At 71.8% G+C, this 18,555-nt stretch carries 17 protein-coding genes; all 17 read left to right on the top strand.

Going from position 1 to position 18,555, the window contains the following annotated elements; all coding sequences use genetic code 11:
* Nucleotides 1-133 precede the first annotated feature (133 nt).
* The gene (locus ACFQ3T_RS06035) at nucleotides 134-1,168 is read left to right on the top strand and encodes a 3-oxoacyl-ACP synthase III family protein (protein ID WP_380720827.1); all 1,035 of its coding nucleotides are present in this window, start codon (nucleotides 134-136) and stop codon (nucleotides 1,166-1,168) included.
* A gap of 2 nt (nucleotides 1,169-1,170) precedes the next feature.
* The gene (locus tag ACFQ3T_RS06040; RefSeq protein ID WP_380720830.1) at nucleotides 1,171-3,024 is read left to right on the top strand and encodes an HAD-IIIC family phosphatase; all 1,854 of its coding nucleotides are present in this window, start codon (nucleotides 1,171-1,173) and stop codon (nucleotides 3,022-3,024) included.
* Nucleotides 3,021-3,275, top strand: a complete 255-nt coding sequence (locus tag ACFQ3T_RS06045; RefSeq protein ID WP_380720833.1) for an acyl carrier protein — start codon at nucleotides 3,021-3,023, stop codon at nucleotides 3,273-3,275. Before ACFQ3T_RS06040 ends, ACFQ3T_RS06045 begins: the two co-directional genes overlap by 4 nt.
* A 146-nt stretch (nucleotides 3,276-3,421) precedes the next feature.
* On the top strand, nucleotides 3,422-4,750 hold the full coding sequence (locus tag ACFQ3T_RS06050; RefSeq protein ID WP_380720835.1) for a lysine N(6)-hydroxylase/L-ornithine N(5)-oxygenase family protein: 1,329 nt from the start codon (nucleotides 3,422-3,424) through the stop codon (nucleotides 4,748-4,750).
* A 21-nt stretch (nucleotides 4,751-4,771) separates the two neighbouring features.
* Nucleotides 4,772-5,143, top strand: a complete 372-nt coding sequence (locus tag ACFQ3T_RS06055; RefSeq protein ID WP_380720838.1) for a cupin domain-containing protein — start codon at nucleotides 4,772-4,774, stop codon at nucleotides 5,141-5,143.
* A complete protein-coding gene (locus ACFQ3T_RS06060; RefSeq protein WP_380720840.1) occupies nucleotides 5,140-6,786 on the top strand; it encodes a class I tRNA ligase family protein in 1,647 nt (548 codons plus the stop codon). Before ACFQ3T_RS06055 ends, ACFQ3T_RS06060 begins: the two co-directional genes overlap by 4 nt.
* Nucleotides 6,783-8,024: an ATP-grasp domain-containing protein gene (locus ACFQ3T_RS06065; RefSeq protein WP_380720842.1), complete on the top strand. Its 1,242-nt coding sequence runs from the start codon at nucleotides 6,783-6,785 to the stop codon at nucleotides 8,022-8,024. The genes ACFQ3T_RS06060 and ACFQ3T_RS06065 overlap by 4 nt, the downstream gene beginning before the upstream one ends.
* An 87-nt stretch (nucleotides 8,025-8,111) precedes the next feature.
* The gene (gene ddaH / locus ACFQ3T_RS06070) at nucleotides 8,112-8,945 is read left to right on the top strand and encodes a dimethylargininase (protein WP_380720845.1); all 834 of its coding nucleotides are present in this window, start codon (nucleotides 8,112-8,114) and stop codon (nucleotides 8,943-8,945) included.
* A complete protein-coding gene (locus tag ACFQ3T_RS06075; protein WP_380720848.1) occupies nucleotides 8,942-9,280 on the top strand; it encodes a hypothetical protein in 339 nt (112 codons plus the stop codon). Before ddaH ends, ACFQ3T_RS06075 begins: the two co-directional genes overlap by 4 nt.
* Nucleotides 9,281-9,518: 238 nt before the next feature.
* Nucleotides 9,519-11,321, top strand: a complete 1,803-nt coding sequence (locus ACFQ3T_RS06080; RefSeq protein ID WP_380720851.1) for an ABC transporter substrate-binding protein — start codon at nucleotides 9,519-9,521, stop codon at nucleotides 11,319-11,321.
* 80 nt (nucleotides 11,322-11,401) lie between these two features.
* Entirely contained in the window at nucleotides 11,402-12,706 is a 1,305-nt protein-coding gene (locus tag ACFQ3T_RS06085) for a cation:proton antiporter (RefSeq protein WP_380720854.1), read from the top strand.
* A 29-nt stretch (nucleotides 12,707-12,735) separates the two neighbouring features.
* Nucleotides 12,736-13,989 carry an ATP-grasp domain-containing protein gene (locus tag ACFQ3T_RS06090; RefSeq protein ID WP_380720857.1) on the top strand — a complete coding sequence of 418 codons (1,254 nt, stop codon included), beginning with the start codon at nucleotides 12,736-12,738 and terminating at the stop codon, nucleotides 13,987-13,989.
* Nucleotides 13,990-14,013: 24 nt separating this feature from the next.
* Nucleotides 14,014-15,246 carry an MFS transporter gene (locus tag ACFQ3T_RS06095; protein WP_380720860.1) on the top strand — a complete coding sequence of 411 codons (1,233 nt, stop codon included), beginning with the start codon at nucleotides 14,014-14,016 and terminating at the stop codon, nucleotides 15,244-15,246.
* The gene (locus ACFQ3T_RS06100; RefSeq protein ID WP_380720863.1) at nucleotides 15,239-15,688 is read left to right on the top strand and encodes a hypothetical protein; all 450 of its coding nucleotides are present in this window, start codon (nucleotides 15,239-15,241) and stop codon (nucleotides 15,686-15,688) included. Before ACFQ3T_RS06095 ends, ACFQ3T_RS06100 begins: the two co-directional genes overlap by 8 nt.
* 210 nt (nucleotides 15,689-15,898) lie before the next feature.
* Nucleotides 15,899-17,032, top strand: coding sequence for a sensor histidine kinase (locus ACFQ3T_RS06105; RefSeq protein WP_380720866.1), 1,134 nt, complete (start codon nucleotides 15,899-15,901; stop codon nucleotides 17,030-17,032).
* Nucleotides 17,029-17,697: a response regulator gene (locus tag ACFQ3T_RS06110; RefSeq protein ID WP_380720869.1), complete on the top strand. Its 669-nt coding sequence runs from the start codon at nucleotides 17,029-17,031 to the stop codon at nucleotides 17,695-17,697. Before ACFQ3T_RS06105 ends, ACFQ3T_RS06110 begins: the two co-directional genes overlap by 4 nt.
* Nucleotides 17,698-17,795: 98 nt before the next feature.
* A complete protein-coding gene (locus ACFQ3T_RS06115) occupies nucleotides 17,796-18,482 on the top strand; it encodes a DUF2306 domain-containing protein (RefSeq protein WP_380720872.1) in 687 nt (228 codons plus the stop codon).
* The last annotated feature ends 73 nt before the right edge of the window (nucleotides 18,483-18,555 follow it).

The following is an 18,555-nucleotide window of genomic DNA, read 5'->3' on the forward strand; positions in this document are numbered from 1 at the left end:
TACTGCGCCACTTCTTCTCACAGCTCCGCGGCGACCACTTCGCGGACTCGCTTCGCCACAGGTACATCGCCGACTGATTCTTCGCCGACTGATTTCGCCGGCAGCACACGTCCGGCCTCGAATAGGAGCACTTATGGTCAGCCAGCTCGTGGAGTTCGGTGTCGCGGGCTTCGGGTACGCCACCGGCGAGGACCGGGACGTCGCCAAGACGGCCGGTGACTACGTCAGCGACCCCGAGCGCGTGATCCGCTGGGGCTACCACACCTTCCACCGCGCGCCCGACGGCGTCACGGCGACCGACCTCGCCACCGCGGCGGGGCGCGACGCGCTCGACAAGCTCGGGATGAGCGCCAACGACCTGGACCTCATCGTCGTCGCCGCCTCCGAGGTGCCCGACTACCACCACTGGGACACCTCCGCGGGCGTCGCCCGGCAGCTCAAGGTCGAGGGCACGATCCAGACCCTGCTGCTCAACGAGGGCTGCGCGTGCGGCGTCACGGGCCTCGGCTACGTGGCGGGCCTCATGGCCGTGCAGCCGGAGCTGCGCAACGTGCTGTTCATCGCGGTCAACCGGGTCAGCGAGTTCCACCGCAACCGGATGAACGTCAACAACGCGGTGCACAGCGACGGCGCGGTGGCCGCGGTCATCAAGCGGGGCCACGAGAACGTGCGGTGGCTGTCCACCGAGCAGTTCACCGACCCGGACCTGTCCGACTTCTTCCGCACCGACGTCGGCGGCGCGGTCACCCCGGTCCCGCTCGACGGCTGGACCGCCAAGGACGCGCCCCCCGGGCACGCCCGCATCCACGAGCACTTCGAGAAGAACCCCGCCAAGCTGCGGGAGTTCGTCGCGACGCTCAACCAGCGGATCACCGACAGCATCGACAACGCCCTGAAGCGCGCGGACCTCACGCGTGACGACCTCAAGCACGTCATCTACATCAACGACAGCGCGGACACGATCGAGGAGGTCGCCGAGCCGTTCGGCGTCACCGTCGAGCACACCAACGCCGAGCTGTCCCTCAGCCACGGCCACATGGGCGCGGCGGACCAGCTGTTCTGCCTCGGCGAGCACATCGAGCGCGGCGACGTCCAGCCCGGCGACGTGGTGGCGCTGTGCGGCATCTCGATCGGCATGCGCTGGTACTGCACGCTGGTGCGGGTGTGAGCATGACCGACACCCAGGCACTGCTCGACTCCCTGCGCGGGGCGGTCGCCGACCGCCGCGTGCCGGGGATCGCCGAGCGGACGACGCTGGCCCGGATCGAGGACCCGGCCGTGCTGCGCAAGGCCGGCAAGCTGCTGGCCAGGCTGGACCCCGAGGACCACGACCTGCGCCCGCTGCGGGTGGCCGTGCTGGCCACGTGCACGATCGGCTCGTTCGAGCAGATCCTGCGGGCGAGCCTGGTCGGCGCGGGCGTGCTGCCCACGATCGAGCCCGGCCCGTACGGGATGTTCGAGCTGACCCTGGCCACCGGCGGCTTCGCCGACTCCGGCGAGCCGGACCTGGTCGCCTGCCTGCTGGACGAGTCGTACTTCCTGCCGCCCGAGTGGGACGCGGTCGACGTCGACGGTTTCGCCGAGCACGTGCGGAAGCGCTTGGCGGACCTGCGCGACCTGGTTCTGTCCGCTGTGGACCGATTCACGTCCACGGTCGTGCTCCACACGGTCCCGCTGCCCGCGCAGGTGCGCGACAGCGTGATCGGGTGGCGGTCCCGCGCCGCGGTCGCCCGCGCCTGGGCCGGGCTCAACGAGGGCATCCTGGCGCTGGCCGAGGAGAGCCGCCAGGTCGCGGTCGCCGACCTGGTCAGCGTGCTCGCCGACGCCCCGTTCGCGGCCCGTGACGACCGGCTGCACCGCTACGGCGACCTGCCGTACACGGACGGCGCGCTGTTCCTGCTGGCCCGCGAGGTCCGGCGGTTCGCGCAGGCCAAGACCGGGCTGTCGCGCAAGGTGCTGGCCCTCGACCTGGACAACACCCTGTGGGGCGGCGTCCTCGGCGAGGTCGGCGCGCAGGGCGTGCAGCTCGGCGGGCTGTACCCCGGCAACGCCTACAGCGAGGTCCAGCGCACCGCGCGCCGGCTGCGCGACCAGGGCGTGATCCTGGTGCTGGCGAGCAAGAACGACGCCGCGATCGTGGACGACGCGCTGACGTCCCACCCGGACGTCCTGCTGCGGCCCGAGGCGTTCTCGGCCACCGCGGTCAACTGGGGGCCGAAGGCCGAGAACCTGCGCGGCGCCGCCGAGACGCTGGGGCTGGGCACGCAGTCGTTCGTGTTCCTGGACGACTCTCCGTTCGAGCGCGGCCACGTGAGCGCGGAGCTGCCCGAGGTGGCCGTGCTGGCCGCCGACGGCGACCCGGCGCACATCGTGCGGACGCTGTTGAGCCACGGGTGGTTCGACGTGCCGGACCTGACCGACACCGACCGGCAGCGGCCGGGCCTGTACCGGACCAGGGCGCTGCGCAGCGACTTCGCAGGCGGCTTCGGCTCGTCCGAGGACTACCTCCACGCGCTGGGCGTCGAGCTGACCGTCGAACGGGCCTCCGAGTTCTCCGTGGCCCGGGTGGCGCAGCTGGCCGCCCGCACCAACCAGTTCAACCTCACCGGCCTGCGGTTCGACGAGGCCGCGACGGCCGAGCGGATCGCCGACCCCGGCCGCCTGGTCGCCACGTTCGCCGTCGCCGACCGGTTCGGTGACGAGGGCGTCATCGGCGCGGCGTGGGTGGAGTGCGGCGACGACGTGTGGCGGGTGGAGAACCTGGTGCTCAGCTGCCGGGTGCTCGGCCGCGGCGTCGAGCTCGCGATCGCCGCGTGGCTCGCCCGGCAGGCCCGCGAGGCCGGCGCCACGACGTTGGAAGGCCGGTTCGTGCCGTCCAAGAAGAACGGCGTCGCGAGCGGCTTCTGGAGCAAGGCCGGCTTCACCGACGCGGGCGACGGTGCCTTCACCCTCGCCCTGACCGGTGACGCCGTGAGCACACCCGCCTGGATCAAGGTACTCGAAGGGAACGAGGTCCCGGGATGACCGACACCGCAGCCACGGCCGCCGTGGAAGAGACCGTGCTGGACATCCTCAGCGGGGCGCTGGACGTGTCCGCCGACGACCTGCGCGACCGCCCCGTGCTGGCGCAGCACGAGTGGGACAGCATCAGCTCGCTGGACGCGCTGTCCCAGCTGGAGAGCCGGCTCGACGTGACGCTGGACCTGCGCTCCTTCCACGCGGCCCGCACCGTGGCCGACATCGTGGCGCTCGTGCGCCCGTCCGAGCCCGTCTAGACCCCGCCGACACGGTGACCGCACCGGGGCGCCCGCCCCGGTGCCGCCGGACCGCGCGCCGACGCGCTCGGTCCCGTCGGCTCAGCCCTCCCACGTCCGTGGCGCCGCGACCCGGCGCCACCGCCCGACAAGGCTTGGAGATTGCGTTGGACCACCAGGATGTAGAACTGCTCGCGATAGGCGCAGGCCCGGCGAACCTCGCGCTGGCCGTCGCACTGGAAGAGCTGGACCCGGACCTCGCGGCCCGCGCCCTCATCGTGGAGCAGCACGACGACGTGGCGTGGCAGCGCGGCATGCTGCTGCCGTGGTCGCAGAGCCAGGTGTCCTTCCTCAAGGACCTGGTGACGTTGCGCAACCCGCGCAGCAACTACTCGTTCGTCAACTACCTGCACTCGATCGGCAGGCTGGACGAGTTCATCAACCTCGGCTCGTTCACGCCGTACCGGTTGGAGATCTCCGACTACCTGGCGTGGGTGGCGCGCTCCCTGCAGTCGGTGCGCGTCCAGCACGGCCGCCGCGTGGTCGGTGTGGAGCCGTGCCGCGAGGACGACGGCACGGTGTCGCAGTGGCTCGTGCGCTTCGCCGACGGCGGCACGGTGACCTGCCGCACCCTCGTGGTGGGCATGGGCCGTGACGCGCACGTGCCGGCCGAGTTCGCCTCGCTGCCGCGCGAGCGGGTCATCCACAGCACCGAGTTCACCTACCGGGTGGCCCAGCTCGACCCGCAGGCGCCGCACCGGATCGCGGTGGTCGGCGGCGCGCAGAGCGCGGCGGAGATGCTGTGGTCGGCGCACCAGGACTTCCCGAACTCCACGGTGACGATGGTGATGCGCTCGATCGGCCTGAACGGCTACGAGAGCAGCAAGTTCACCAACGAGCTGTTCTACCCGTCGTTCGTCGACACGTTCAACAAGGCGCAGCCCGAGGCGCGCGAGCAGCTGCTGCGCGAGATGCACCGGACCAACTACTCCGGCCTCTCCCCGCAGACGCTCGACAACCTCTACCGCACCATGTACCTGGAGCGGCTGACCGGCACCGAGCGCATGGCGATGATCACCATGGCGGAGATCGTCGACACCCGCCTCGACGGCGACGACGTCGTGCTGACGCTGCTGGACCGCAAGACGGGCGAGAAGTCCGAGCTGCACTGCGACGTGGTGCTGCTCGGCACCGGCTTCGACAAGCGGATGCCGCTGCTGACCCGCACCCTGGCCGAGTCCGTCGGCGCCGAGGGCTTCACCGTGACGCGCAACTACCGGATGGCCCTGCCGCCTTCGGTCACCGCGCGCGTCTACCTTCAGGGCGTCAACGAGGCCACGCACGGCATCGCGGACTCGTTGATCAGCGTCCTGGCCGTGCGGTCCGGCGAGATCGTCGCCGACCTGCGCGCCGGGCGCGAGGAATCCGACGTGGACAGCCCGGCGGTGCCGCGCCAGGTGTCCGAGATGCTGACCGGCACGCCCCAACCCGCCTGAGCCGACGAGGGAGACGTCACCATGATGGAAATCCGCAGCCTCGACCGCGAGAACCTCAAACAGGACAACGGACTGGTCGCGCAGCGCCTGATGCCGTGGGAGCTGGTGAACGCGCCGTTCGAGGGCTCCTGGTGCGTGGTCAAGCCCGGCGCCGAGTCCGGCGCGCACGGTCACCACGAGTACGAGATCTGGGTCGCCATGACCGGCGAGGCCGAGATCATCACCAAGGACGGCACGTCGCCGTTCAAGGCCGGTGACGTCGTGCACTTCACGCCGCACGAGCACCACCAGGTGGTCAACCGCGGCGACGCGGAGTTCCAGTTCTACGCGATCTGGTGGGACGCCGAGATGGCCGACAAGTTCGCGGCCCGTCACCAGGAAGGAGCCGCGTGAGCGACCAGGCCCGACCCGCCATAGTCATCGCCGCGACCCCCACGTCGAACGGCGACCTGCACGTCGGCCACATGGCGGGCCCGTACCTCTCGGGTGACATCTACGCGCGGTACTTACGCGCCACTGGCCGCCCGGTGATCTACACGACGTGCACCGACGACAGCCAGAGCTACGTGGTGTCCACGGCCCACCGGCGGGGCACCACCCCGCAGGAGCTGGTGGAGACCTCCACGGCCAAGATCGAGCGCTCGCTCGCCGCCATGGGCACCCTCATGGTCGGCCTGCCGCCGATCGACGACCGCTACCGGCGGACCGTCGTGGACTTCCTGATGGAGCTGCACGCGGCCGGCCGGTTCCGGCTCCGCACGGTGCGGCTGCCGTACGCCAGGAACGCGGGCGCGTACCTCTACGACGGCCTGGTGACGGGCACGTGCCCGGTCTGCCTGACCGGCAGCTGCGGTGGCGCGTGCGAGAGCTGCGGGCACCCCAACAACTTCGACGAGCTGCTGGACCCGAAGTACACCATCGACCCGTCGGACCCGGTGGTCTACCGGGAGCACGAGATCCTCGTGCTGCCGATGGAGGAGTACCGGGAGCGGCTGACGAGCTACTACGCCGCCCGCACGCCGCGGTGGCGCCCGCACGCCCGCCAGCTGATCGGCGAGCTGCTGGCCAAGCCGCTGCCGGACATCCCGATCACGATCCCCGGCACGTGGGGCATCGGCGCGCCGTTCCCGGAGACCCCGGGGCAGATCGTCTACCCGTGGGTCGAGGCGATGCCGGCGTCGATCTACAGCACGTGGTGGACCGCCACGCAGCTGGGCCGGAACACGGCGGGGACCGACGAGCACTGGCGCGCCGAGCGCGGCGCGGAGCTGGTGTACTTCCACGGCTTCGACAACGTGTACCACTGGGGCCTGATGGACCTGGTGATGCTGCTGGCGCACGGCGACCGGTACATCACCCCGGAGAACAACGTCTGCAACGAGTTCTACGACCTCGACGGCGAGAAGTTCTCCACCAGCCGCAACCACCTCATCTGGAGCGCGGACCTGCTCGCCGAGGTGCCGCGGGACCTGGTGCGCTTCTACCTGGCGCTGACCGCGCCGGAGTTCCAGCGCACCAACTTCACCCGCGACGCGCTGGCCGCCACCACGACCCGGCGGCTGGTCGAGCCGTGGAACGCGCTGGCCGGTTCCGTCGCGCTGGCGCTGGTCGACGTCGACACGTCCGGCAACCTGCCGACCACCGAACAGGGCCGGCAGCGCGCCGTGGCGATGCTGAAGCGGTTCCGCCTCTGCTACGACCTGCCCAGCTTCAGCCTGGGCCGGGCCGCCGAGACGGTGCTGGTGCAGCTGGCCCGGCTGCGGGCGCTGGCCGACAAGGTCGACGGCCGCAGCAACGGCCACTCGCCGGTCGCGCCGGGCGACCTGCTGCTGGAGGTGCGGACGCTGTTGGCCTGCGCCGCGCCGATCCTCGTGGACGTGGCCGACGACCTCGCGCTGCAGGGCGTCGACCTGACGATCGACGACGAGATGCCGCAGGCGGTCCCGGTGTTCCGGTTCCCGACACTGCCCGCCGTCACCGAGAGCACCGGGTCGCGCGGCGCTCTCGACGGCGTCCTGGGAGGCGACACCCGATGAAGCTGCTCGCCATCGAGACCCGCCAGTACCTCCAGTACTACCACTCGCGCTACGAGCAGGTGGAGGCGCTGGGCGTGGACCTCCACGTGCTCAACGGGGAGGGCACCGAGGACTTCTGGCCCGCCGAGCGCTACCGCCTGGTCGGGTCGAAGAACATCGACGACATGATCAGCGTCGCCAAGCAGTGGCACGCCACCGAGCGGTTCGACGGCGTGATCACGTTCTCCGAGGCGGCGGTGATCGCGGTGGCCGCGATCGCGGAGGCGCTGGGCCTGCCCGGCATCGGCGTCGAGGCCGCGCTCAACTGCCGCAACAAGTACCTGATGCGGCAGGCGCACGAGAAGGCCGGCGCGCCGATCCCCGGCTACCGGTACGTGACCGCGCTGGACGAGGCGAAGGCCGCGGCCGCGGAGTTCGGCTACCCGGTCATCATCAAGCCGACGCTGGGCGCGGGCAGCCACTTCGTCTTCAAGTGCGACGACGAGGCGGAGCTCACCGAGCACTACGAGCAGGCCGCCGCGGGCATCCTGGACCTCTTCTGGGCCAACTCCGAGGCCGAGGGCATCGACCTGGGGCCCAACGGCCTGCTGGTCGAGTCGTTCCTGGACGGCAAGGAATACCTCATGGAGGCCGTGGCCTGGGACGACGAGGTCTACCTCGGCTCGGTGGTCGACCGGATCACCGCCGAGGGCGGGACGTTCGACGACGACGTGCACCACGCGCCGACGTCGATGAGCGCGGACGACCTGGCCGCGGTGCACGCCGTGGTCAAGGCCGGCGCGCACGCCCAGGGCCTGCGGCGCAGCGTCATGCACGCCGAGGTCCGCTTCCACCAGGGCAAGCCGTACCTGCTGGAGATCGCGGCACGGGTCGGCGGCGGCGGGCTCGACGCCATCGCCCGGATCACCGCCGGGCACGACCCCATCGCGGCCGTCGTGGACATCGGCGCGGGCCGGGAGCCGTCGGTCCGGCACTTCCAGCCGACCGGCACGCACATCACCGCGATGTGCCTGATCTCCGACGCGGGCGTGGTGCGCGAGGTCCGCGTGCCGGAGGAGGTCAGCGAATCCGACCGGGTGTTCCTGCTCAAGATCACCGCCCGACCGGGCGACCTGATCAAGCGCCCGCCGGAGGGCAACACGATCATCGGCTTCCTGGGCACCACCGGTGAGTCCGAGGCGGACGCGTTCGCGCTGATGAACGACCTGGCCGCCAAGATCGACGTCACGTTCCAGTAGCACCACCCCCAGCAGGATCAGCGGCGTCGGGCGCCGCGCACCCACGGCGCCCGACCCCGGTCACGTCCACCACGAGAGGACAACCCCGTGCCGCAGCAGACCCGACGCCGCGTGGCGCGCCCCCGCCGCTACCTCATGTGCCGACCCGAGCACTTCGACGTCACCTACTCGATCAACCCCTGGATGCGGCCGGAGAAGCCGACCGACACCGGGATCGCGGTCCTCCAGTGGGAACGCCTGCGCAACCTCTACCTCGGCCTGGGGCACCAGGTGGAGCTGATCGACCCGATCCCCGGCCTGCCGGACATGGTGTTCGCGGCCAACGGCGCGACCGTCGTGGACGGCCGCGTGCTGTCCGCGCGCTTCCGGCACGAGCAGCGCGTCCCCGAGGGTCCCGCGTACCTGAAGTGGTTCGCGGACCGCGGTTACACGACCCGTGACGCCGAGTTCGTCAACGAGGGCGAGGGCGACTACCTGGTCGTCGGGTCGCGCGTCCTGGCCGGCACGGGGTTCCGCACCGACCGGCGCTCGCACGCGGAGGCGGCGGAGTTCTTCGGCCGCGAGGTCGTGCCGCTGGAGCTGGTCGACCCCCGCTTCTACCACCTCGACACCGCCTTGGCGGTGCTCGACGACGACGAGGTCATGTACTACCCGGCGGCCTTCTCCGCGGAGAGCCGGGAGGCGCTGCGCGCGCTGTACCCGGACGCCGTGCTCGCCGACGACCACGACGCCGAGGTGTTCGGCCTCAACGCGGTGTCGGACGGCAAGCACGTCCTGCTGGCCCAGGAGGCCGTCGGGCTGGCCGACGAGCTCGTGCGCCGCGGCTTCTCGCCGATCGGCGTCGACCTCTCCGAACTCCTGAAATCCGGCGGCAGCGCCAAGTGCTGCACGCTCGAACTCCGAGGGGGACCTGGACAGTGATCAACTACGACGGCAAGAGGTTCCGCCCCGTGGCCGACGGCGCGCCCGAGGAGAGCCGGGTCGCGGTCTACCGGCAGCAGGGCGACCTGCTGTGGGGCGAGTTCCTCGGCGGTCGCGCCCGGCGCGGCGCGCTCACCGGCACGTGCGCGCCCGACGGCAGCCTCGACTTCGCGTACTGCATGGTGCTGGACGACGGCGAGGTGATCTCCGGGCACTGCCGGAGCACCCCGCAGGTGTTGGAGGACGGCCGCATCCGGCTGGCCGAGGTGTGGGAGCGCTTCGGCGCGCACGCCGACAGCGGCGAGTCGGTCATCGAGGAGATCCCCGCCCACTAGCGTTCCCCCGCCACGTCCGCGGGTCGCGCGGCGCCGGCCAGGGCCACGGCCACCGGCGCCTCGTCCTCCGGCGCACGCTTCCCGGCCGGCTCCCCGGCCGACCTCGCGGCACAGCGCGCGGCCACCCGTCCGGCCGCGACTCCCGGCACGTTCCCCCGGCCCGTTCCGCGGCCACGTCCCCTGCCACGTCCACCGCGACGTCCCGCAGCCACGTCACGAGAACAGGAACGACCCGACCATGACATCAGCCAGCACCGTCACCGAGCGCACCGAGGGCACACCGCGCAAGGGCGGCACCGTCACGTGGGCGTGCGCTCCCGGCTTCCCGCCCGCGGTGATCTTCCCGTTCACGCCCGCGGAGCGCATGGGCACCCGCAACATCCTGGAGTTCCAGGCGTTGATGTACCGCACGCTGTACTACTTCGGCAGCGACGGCACGCCCAACGTCGACTACGCGCAGAGCATCGGCGAAGAGCCGCGGTGGAGCGAGGACGGCCTCACCGTCACCATCAAGGTGAAGCCGTGGAAGTGGTCCAACGGCGAGACGCTGTCCGCGGACAACGTGCTGTTCTGGGTCAACCTGATGAAGGTCAAGGGCGCGCGGTACGGCGAGTACGTGCCGGGCTACTTCCCGGACAACCTGACCTCCTACGGCAAGCTCGCCGAGGACACCGTCTACTTCACCTTCGACAAGGTCTACTCGAAGCACTGGGTGCTGTACAACCAGCTCAGCACGATCACGCCGCTGCCGAAGGCGTGGGACCGCACCGCGGCCGGCCCGGCCAACGCCTCCGGCGACCTGGCCGACGTCGAGGCCGTCTACGAGTACCTGATGGCGGAGCAGGGCAACATCGTCGACGAGGGCAACGCGCACCGCACCAAGTGGGCCGACAGTCCTATTTGGAGCGTCGTCAGCGGGCCGTGGCGGTTGAAGAGCTACACGCTCGAAGGCGTCGTCACGTTCGTGCCGAACGAGCACTACTCCGGCCCGAACAAGCCGTACCTGGACGAGTTCCGGCAGATCCCGACGTTCTCCGACGAGGAGCAGTACGAGATGCTCCAGGCCGGTCCGGACGCCGAGAACGGCATCCAGGTCGGCTACCTGCCGCTGAGCTTCGCCACCGAGCCCGCGGTCGACCCGATGGTCGGCGGCCCGAACCCGCTCGAGGGCAAGTACACGATGTACCCGCAGAGCGCGTTCTGCATCCGGTACATCTCGCTGAACTACAACAACCCCACCGTCGTGGGGAAGATGTTCGCGCAGACCTACATCCGGCAGGCGTTGCAGAGCACGCTGGACCAGGACACCGCGGTCCGCGACATCTACCAGGGCTACGCGTACCGGCAGAACGGCCCCGTGCCGATGTACCCGAAGACGGACTACGTCTCGCCGCGCCAGCGCGAGGGCGCGTGGCCGCTGCCGTTCGACCCCCGGCACGCCAAGGAACTGCTGGAGGCCAACGGCTGGGACACCAGCCAGACCCCCGCGGTGTGCGTCCGGCCCGGCACCGGTCCCGGCGAGGCGGGCGCGGGCATCCCCGCCGGCACCAAGCTCAGCATCCTCATGCGGTACGTCGAGGGCCGCCCGGCCCTGACCCGGCTGATGGAGAACTTCCGCGACGCCGCCGCCGAGGCGGGCATCGAACTGCGGCTGCAGGAGGTGTACGGCTCGATCCTGGTCGCCGAGGACGCGCCGTGCGAGCCGACCGCGACCACGCCGTGCACGTGGGAGATGTGCTGCTGGAACGGCGGGTGGGCGTACCACCACCCGACCGGCGAGATCCTGTTCTCGACCAAGGCGGGCGGCAACTTCGGCTTCTACAGCGACGCCAAGGCCGACGAGCTGATCAACCGCACGGTGACCAGCGACGACCTGGAAGTGCTCTACGAGTACCAGGACTACATCGCCGAGCAGGTCCCGGTGATCTTCACGCCGAACTTCCCGATCCGCCTGTTCGAGGTGGCCGACACCCTCGGCGGGTTCGGCCCGGTCAACCCGTACGGGATGATCAACCCGGAGAACTGGTACTACAAGGACTGAACGCACGCGCCGCGCCGGGTCGCCACGTTCGCGTGCGACCTCGCGCGGTGTCCGCCACTTTCTCCGCTGGAGGTTCCGCCTTGTTGTTGGCCGCCGCGCCGCCGGGTCCGCTCGGCGCGCACCAGATGCTGTTGTTCCTGCTCCAGATCGGTGTGCTGCTGGGCGCCGCCTTCGCCCTGGGGCGGCTGGCTACGAAGTTCCGGTTACCCGCGGTGGTCGGCGAGCTGGCCGCCGGCGTGGTGCTCGGCCCGTCGCTGCTCGGCGCGGTGGCGCCCGGCCTGTCCGGCTGGCTGTTCCCGGCCGACACCGGGCAGATCCACCTGCTCGACGCGGTCGGCCAGCTCGGGGTGCTGCTGCTGGTCGGCTTCACCGGGATGCACATCGACCTCGGGCTGGCGCGCCGGCAGGGCCGGGCGGCGGCGTGGGTCAGCGCCGGAGGGCTGCTGATCCCGCTGGGCCTGGGGTTCGGCGCGGGCTTCCTGCTGCCCCAGGCGATGATCGGCGAGGGCACGGCTCGGCCGACGTTCGCGCTGTTCCTCGGTGTCGCCGTGTGCGTCAGCTCGATCCCCGTGATCGCCAAGGTGCTGCTGGAGATGAACCTGCTGCACCGCGACATCGGGCAGCTCGTCGTCACCGCCGCCGCGCTGGACGACATCGTCGGCTGGTCGCTGCTGGCGGTCGTCTCCGGCATGGCCACCGCCGGGCTCACCACCGGCCACGTCATGCTGTCGGTCGGCGCGCTGATCGTCGTGGCCGCGTTCGCGCTGCTGCTCGGACGTCCCCTGATCAAGCGCGCGATGGGGATGGCGGCCCGCTCGGACGAACCGGGCGTCACGGTCGCGGTCGTGGTGCTGCTCATCGTGCTGTTCTCGGCCGGCACCCACGTGCTGGAGCTGGAGCCCATTTTGGGCGCGTTCGTGTGCGGTCTGCTGATCAGCTCGTCCGGCCTGCTCAACCGCGAGCGGCTGAGCCCGCTGCGCACGATCGTCATGGCGGTGCTGGCGCCGATCTTCTTCGCCACCGCCGGCCTGCGCATGGACCTGACCGCGCTGCGGCACCCGGCCGTGCTCGGCGCGGCCGCGGTGGTGCTCGCGCTCGCGGTGATCGGTAAGTTCTCCGGCGCCTACCTCGGTGCGCGGGCGGGCCGGCTCGGCCACTGGGAAGGACTGGCGCTCGGAGCCGGTCTCAACGCGCGCGGCGTCATCGGCGTGATCGTCGCGATGGTGGGCCTCCGGCTCGGGGTGGTCACGACGGCGACCTACACGGTCATCGTGCTGGTCGCGGTCGTGACCTCGCTGATGGCGCCGCCGACGCTGCGCTACGCCATCCGGCGCATCGCCGTCACCTCCGAGGAAACCGACCGGGCCAAGTCGTTCAGCAGTTGACCACCCGCCACACGAAGGAAAGAGGCACCATGTCAACCCCTCCCGAGACGTCCGACCGGCCCCGGCTGCTCCTGGTCGGCACGGGCATGCGGACCTACCGCGAGTACCTGCTGCGGTCGATCAGCGCCCACTACCGCGTGCACCTGTTCCTGACCGCCGAACCGGTGTGGGAGAAGGAGCACGTGCACGGCTGGACGGTGCTGCCGAGCACGACCGACGGCCCGGCGATGGCGGAGGCCGCGCGGGAGCTGCACGCCGAGGAGGCGTTCGCCGGCGTGCTGTGCTGGGACGAGGTGCGCATCCACGCCACCGCGTTCGTGGCCCGGGCGCTCGGGCTGCGCAACGGCGACCCCGAGGTGATCTGGCGGCTGCGCGACAAGGGCCAGACCCGCGCGGCGCTGGACGCGGCCGGCGTGCCGCAGCCGCGGTCGATCCCGGTCAAGACCGTGGACGACGCCGTCGCCGCCGCGGCGCGGGTCGGCTACCCGGCCATCCTGAAGCCGCGTGGCCTCGGCGCGAGCCTGGGCGTGATCAAGGTGGAGGACGAGGCGCAGCTGCGGGCGAACTTCGCGTTCACCGAGGGCGCGCGCGGCCCGGAGCCGGTCGTGTTCGACACCGACCAGCCGATCCTGGTCGAGGAGTTCGTGTCGGGCGAGGAGATCAGCGTCGACTCGGTCGTGCGGGACGGCAGGGTCACGCCGCTGTTCGTCGGCCGCAAGGTCGTCGGCTACCACCCGTACGCGGAGGAGATCGGCCACTTCGTGGACGCCGCCGACCCCCTGCTGTCCGACGTCGAGCTGACGGAGGCGCTGCAGGCCACGCACGAGGCGCTCGGCTTCACCGACGGCATCACGCACTCGGAGTTCATGCTGACCGACGCCGGGCCGAAGGTCATCGAGGTCAACGGCAGGCTGGGCGGCGACATGATCCCGTACCTCGGCCTGCTCGCCACCGGCGTCGACCCCGGCCTGGCCGCCGCCGGCGCCGCGACCGGCCTGCCCGCGGACCTGGAGCCGCAGCACTGGCAGGTGGCCGGCATCCGGTTCTTCTACGTGGAGCACGAGGACACCACCATCGGCTCCATCGGCTTCGACGAGGACGCGCTGCCGGAAGGCATCGACCAGGTCGTGGCCGTCGCCCAGCCCGGCGCGGTGGTCTCGCCGCCGCCCAAGGGCACGGTCTGGGGACGCATCGCGTTCGCCATCGCCGTGGGCGACACGCGCGAGATGGTCGCGCAGCGGTTGGACGCCGCGGAGAAGACACTCGCCGTCGAGCCCGCCTGATCCAGGCGGAGAACAGAAAGAGCCATGACCACTCAGCAGCAGAAGTCCCCAGGCATCTGGGCCACGTTCGTCGAGTCACCACCGGCGGTCAAGGCCGTCCTCGGCGGCGTGTTCATCAACAAGGTCGGTGGCTTCCTCAACATCTTCCTGGTGCTGTTCCTGACCGCCCGCGGCTACTCCGCGGGCGAGGCGGCGACGGCCCTGGGCGTCTACGGCGCGGGCAGCGTGATCGGCGTGCTCGTCGGCGGCGCGCTGGCCGACCGGCTGGGCGCGCGCAACTCCACCGTGCTCAGCATGGCCGGGTCGGCGGTGCTGATCGGGTCCATGCTGTACCTGCCGAACTACGCGACGCTGCTGGTGGCGGCGGGGCTGGTCGGCGCGGTCGGCCAGATCTACCGGCCCGCCTCGGCGACCCTGCTGTCGGAGCTGACCGCGGACGACCAGCAGGTCATGGTCTTCGCGATGTACCGGTTCGGGCTGAACCTCGGCACGACGGCCGCGCCGCTGATCGGCTTCGGGCTCTACCAGCTCGGCGGCGACAACTACGAGCTGCTGTTCTGGGTGGAAGCGCTGGTGGCGCTGGCGTACGCGGTGCTGGCGTTCCGCGTGCTGCCGGCCAAGGCCGACGAGAAGCGGCCCGCGGCGGACGACGACGCGCCGGCGCCCGCCACCGGCAGCTACCGCGACGTGTTCAAGGACCGGCGGTACCTCGTGTACCTGCTGGCGACGTTCCTCAACGCGGTGGTCTACGTCCAGTACATGTCGACGCTGCCGCTGGACGTGAGCGCGTCCGGGGTGCCGATCTTCTGGTACACCCTCGCGGTCGCGCTCAACGGCGGCGCGGTGATCCTGTTCGAGCTGGTGGTCACCAAGAAGACGCAGAACATGAAGCCGAAGCTCGTGGTCGCGGTGGCGTACACGCTGGTGGGCATCGGTGTCGCGGTGTACGGCCTGCCGCTCGGCCCGGCCGTCATCGTCATCGGCACCCTGCTGTGGACGCTCGGCGAGATCATCGGCGGCCCCGTGGTGTTCGCCTACCCCGGCATGGCCGGCCCGGCGCACCTGAAGGGCCGGTACATCGGCAGCTTCCAGTTCATGTACGGCCTCGGCGCCGCGGTCGGCCCGATCGTCGGCGGTTTCCTGTTCCTCCAGGTGGGCCACTCGGTGTGGCCGATCATGGCGGTCTTCGGGCTGGCCGCCGCGGCGGCCGGGTTCTTCGCCACCCGCAACAAGGTGGAGGCGGGGACGAGTGGGTGACTTCGACTTCCTGATCGGCCGCTGGGCCATCGCCAACCGCAGGCTGAAGCAGCGGCTGGTCGGCAGCGCCGACTGGGAGGAGTTCGCGTCGACGTCCGACGTGCGCCCGATCTTCGGCGGCGCGGGCAACGTCGACGAGATCACCTTCGCCGACGGCACGTCCGGCCTCACCGTGCGCCTGTTCGACCCGACGACCGGCCGCTGGTCCCTGAACTGGGCGAGCAGCGACAGCGGCGTGTTCTTCCCGCCGTTGTTCGGCGGGTTCACCGACGGCGTGGGCACGTTCCACGGCGACGAGGTGCAGGACGGCGTCCCGGTGCGCATCCGCTTCGTGTGGTCGCGGATCACGCCGGACTCGGCGCGCTGGGAGCAGGCGATGTCCGCGGACGGCGGGGAGACCTGGGAGACCAACTGGTACATGGACATCACCCGGCTGCCCTGACACCGGCTCGGTGACGCCGGTCCCCCTGCCACACCGGCTGCCCCGGCACGCCGACTCGGAGGTGCCGGCACCGGGGCCGTGACGCCACGGCTCCGCGACCCCTCCCGCACCCCCGCGAGCGCCCGACCGGCTCGCGGGGGTGCGCCTCGTGGTCCTCACCTCGTACTTCCGACCGATCCGCACCCGGACGGCCTCTCGTACGATCGCCGGGTGCCGGAACTCCTCCGCTCCACCTGGGCCGAGCCCCGTCCCCACCACCCGCCGGCGCGCGTGTGGCGGGACTGGGCGCTCGTCGGCGCGCTCGTGCCGACGGCGGTGCTCGAAGGGTTCCTGCGGCCGGAACTGCCGACGCTCTCGGTGGTCGTCACCGCCGCGTTGGCGCCCGCGCTGCTGTGGCGGCGGACCCGCCCCCTGCCGGTGGTCGCCCTCGCCTTCGGCGCGACGGGCCTCGTGCCGCTGCTGACCGGCGGGTTCGGCCCCGAGCCGCACACGGCGGCGTTCCTGCTGGTCCTGGTGTACTCGCTGTTCCGGTGGGGTTCCGGTCGCGAGGCCGTGATCGGCTCGGTGATCGTGCTCGGCGGCGCGGCCCTCTCCCTGACCTTCCGCCAGACCGGCCTCGCGGACGTCGTCGGCGGGCTCGGCGTGCTGTTCTCCGCCATCGCCCTGGGCACGGCGGCCCGCTACCGCGCCGGGGTCCGGACGCGCGAGCTGGACCGGGTGAAGCTGGTCGAGCGGGAGCGGCTGGCCCGCGACCTGCACGACACGGTCGCCCACCACGTCTCGGCGATCGCGATCCGCGCCCAGGCCGGCCTGGCCACCGCGGCGACCCGACCGGACGCCGCGGCCGACGCACTGCGCCTGATCGAAGGCGAGGCGTCCCGCGCCCTCACCGAGATGCGCGCCATGGTGCGCGTCCTGCGCCGCGACGAACCCGCCGACCTGACCCCGAGCCCGCGCATCGCCGACCTCGGGCAGCTCGCGAGCCGGGGCCGGACGGGACCGGCGGTCGAGGTGGGGATCTCCGGCGACGTCGGCGACGTGCACCCCTCGGTCGGCGCGGCGATCTACCGCCTGGCCCAGGAGTCGGTCACCAACGCGCGGCGGCACGCCCGCCACGCGACCCGCATCGAGGTCCGCGTCACCGCCGACGACACGTCGGTGCACCTGCGCGTGAGCGACGACGGCGACACCGCGGCCGCGCGGCCGACCGCCGGGACGGGGTACGGGCTCATCGGCATGGCCGAGCGCGTCGACCTGCTCGGCGGCACGTGCGAGGCGGGGCCGGGGCCGGGCCGCGGCTGGACCGTCACCGCCACGCTGCCCCGGACGGGGTCGGCCGCGTGACCGTCCGCGTGCTCGTGGCCGACGACCAGGAGATCGTCCGCACCGGCCTCACCATGATCCTCGACGCCCAGCCCGACATCGAGGTCGTCGGCGGCGCGGCGGACGGGCGGCGTGCCGTGGAGCTGGCGCGACGCCTGCGCCCCGACGTGTGCCTGTTCGACATCCGCATGCCCGGCATCGACGGCATCGAAGCCACCCGGCTCCTCGCCGGACCGGCGGTGGAGGACCCCCTCGCCGTCGTCGTGATCACCACGTTCGACCTCGACGAGTACGTCTACGCGGCGCTGCGGGCCGGCGCCCTGGGCTTCCTGCTGAAGGACGCCGGGCCGGCGCTGCTCGCCCAGGCCGTCCGCGCCGCCGCGAACGGCGACGCGCTCATCGCGCCCGCCGTCACCGCCCGCCTGCTCCGGACCTTCGCCGCCACCGGGCCCGCCGGGCCGCCCGCGCAGCCCGTGGAACCGCTGACGGACCGCGAGGAGCAGGTGCTCGTCACCGTGGCCCGGGGGCGGACGAACAGCGAGATCGCCGACGAGCTGCACATCACGCTCAGCACGGTCAAGACGCACGTCGCCAGCCTGATGGCCAAGCTGGGGGCCCGGAACCGCGTCGAGATCGCCATGTGGGCCTACGAGACGCACCGCGTGCGAGGCGGGTCCGGCCGCTAGCACCAGCCGAAAGTACGAGTCGCGACCGTCCCGGAGGACGGTTCGGCTCCGGCCCTTCTCCCGATGAACCGGCACGTCGCCGTCGCCAGACTCGGCGCATGACCTCGTCCCGCACGCCGGAATGGCTGATCCCCACCGCGTTGATCACGCTCACCGCGATCCCGATGGCCGGCGGCGCCCTCCGCCTGGCCGAGCTGGCCGGCGGGGAGGTCACCGCGGACAACGCGCGGTTCTTCGCCGCGCCGCTGCCGGTGGTGGTCCACATCCTCGCCGCCGTCGCCTACTGCCTCGTGGGCGCGTTCCAGTTCGCTCCCGGGTTCCGCGGACGCCGGCCCGCCCGCCACCGCGCCCTGGGCCGGTTCCTGGTGCCCAGCGGGCTCCTCATGGGCCTCTCGGGCCTGTGGATGACCCTGTTCTACCCCTGGCCCGCCGGCGACGGCACGGTCCTCGCCGCCTTCCGCCTCGTGACGGGGACGGCCACGGTCCTGGGCCTCGTCCTGGCCGTCACCGCCATCCGCCGCCGCGACGTCCGCCGCCACCGGGCCTGGATGATCCGCGCCTACGCGATCGCCCAGGGCGCGGGCACGCAGGCGGTCGTCACCATCGCGTGGGTGCTGGCGGTCGGCCCGGCCACCGGGATGACCAGGACGCTGCTGCTCGGCGCCGGCTGGCTGATCAACGTGGCCGTGGCGGAGTGGATCATCCACCGCCGGCCCGCCGGCAGGACCCGCACCTCCCCCGCTCCCGCCGACGCGGCCGTCAGCGGCCCGGCGAGCCGCGCGTGAGCCTGCCGTGAGCCACTCCGCCGCGCCGGCGGTCAGCCACCCTGCCGAGCCGGCCCCGCGCCATCCCGCCGGG

The organism is Saccharothrix hoggarensis (assembly GCF_042678885.1).
In the GTDB taxonomy this organism is placed as follows: domain Bacteria; phylum Actinomycetota; class Actinomycetes; order Mycobacteriales; family Pseudonocardiaceae; genus Actinosynnema; species Actinosynnema hoggarensis.

What these genes read in the sequence shown, in the direction of transcription:
- ACFQ3T_RS06035 (WP_380720827.1), top strand. Translation starts at nt 134, where the DNA reads ATGGTCAGCCAGCTCGTGGAGTTCGGTGTCGCGGGCTTCGGGTACGCC.
- ACFQ3T_RS06040 (WP_380720830.1), top strand. Translation starts at nt 1,171, where the DNA reads ATGACCGACACCCAGGCACTGCTCGACTCCCTGCGCGGGGCGGTCGCC.
- ACFQ3T_RS06045 (WP_380720833.1), top strand. Translation starts at nt 3,021, where the DNA reads ATGACCGACACCGCAGCCACGGCCGCCGTGGAAGAGACCGTGCTGGAC.
- ACFQ3T_RS06055 (WP_380720838.1), top strand. Translation starts at nt 4,772, where the DNA reads ATGATGGAAATCCGCAGCCTCGACCGCGAGAACCTCAAACAGGACAAC.
- ACFQ3T_RS06065 (WP_380720842.1), top strand. Translation starts at nt 6,783, where the DNA reads ATGAAGCTGCTCGCCATCGAGACCCGCCAGTACCTCCAGTACTACCAC.
- ACFQ3T_RS06080 (WP_380720851.1), top strand. Translation starts at nt 9,519, where the DNA reads ATGACATCAGCCAGCACCGTCACCGAGCGCACCGAGGGCACACCGCGC.
- ACFQ3T_RS06090 (WP_380720857.1), top strand. Translation starts at nt 12,736, where the DNA reads ATGTCAACCCCTCCCGAGACGTCCGACCGGCCCCGGCTGCTCCTGGTC.
- ACFQ3T_RS06095 (WP_380720860.1), top strand. Translation starts at nt 14,014, where the DNA reads ATGACCACTCAGCAGCAGAAGTCCCCAGGCATCTGGGCCACGTTCGTC.
- ACFQ3T_RS06115 (WP_380720872.1), top strand. Translation starts at nt 17,796, where the DNA reads ATGACCTCGTCCCGCACGCCGGAATGGCTGATCCCCACCGCGTTGATC.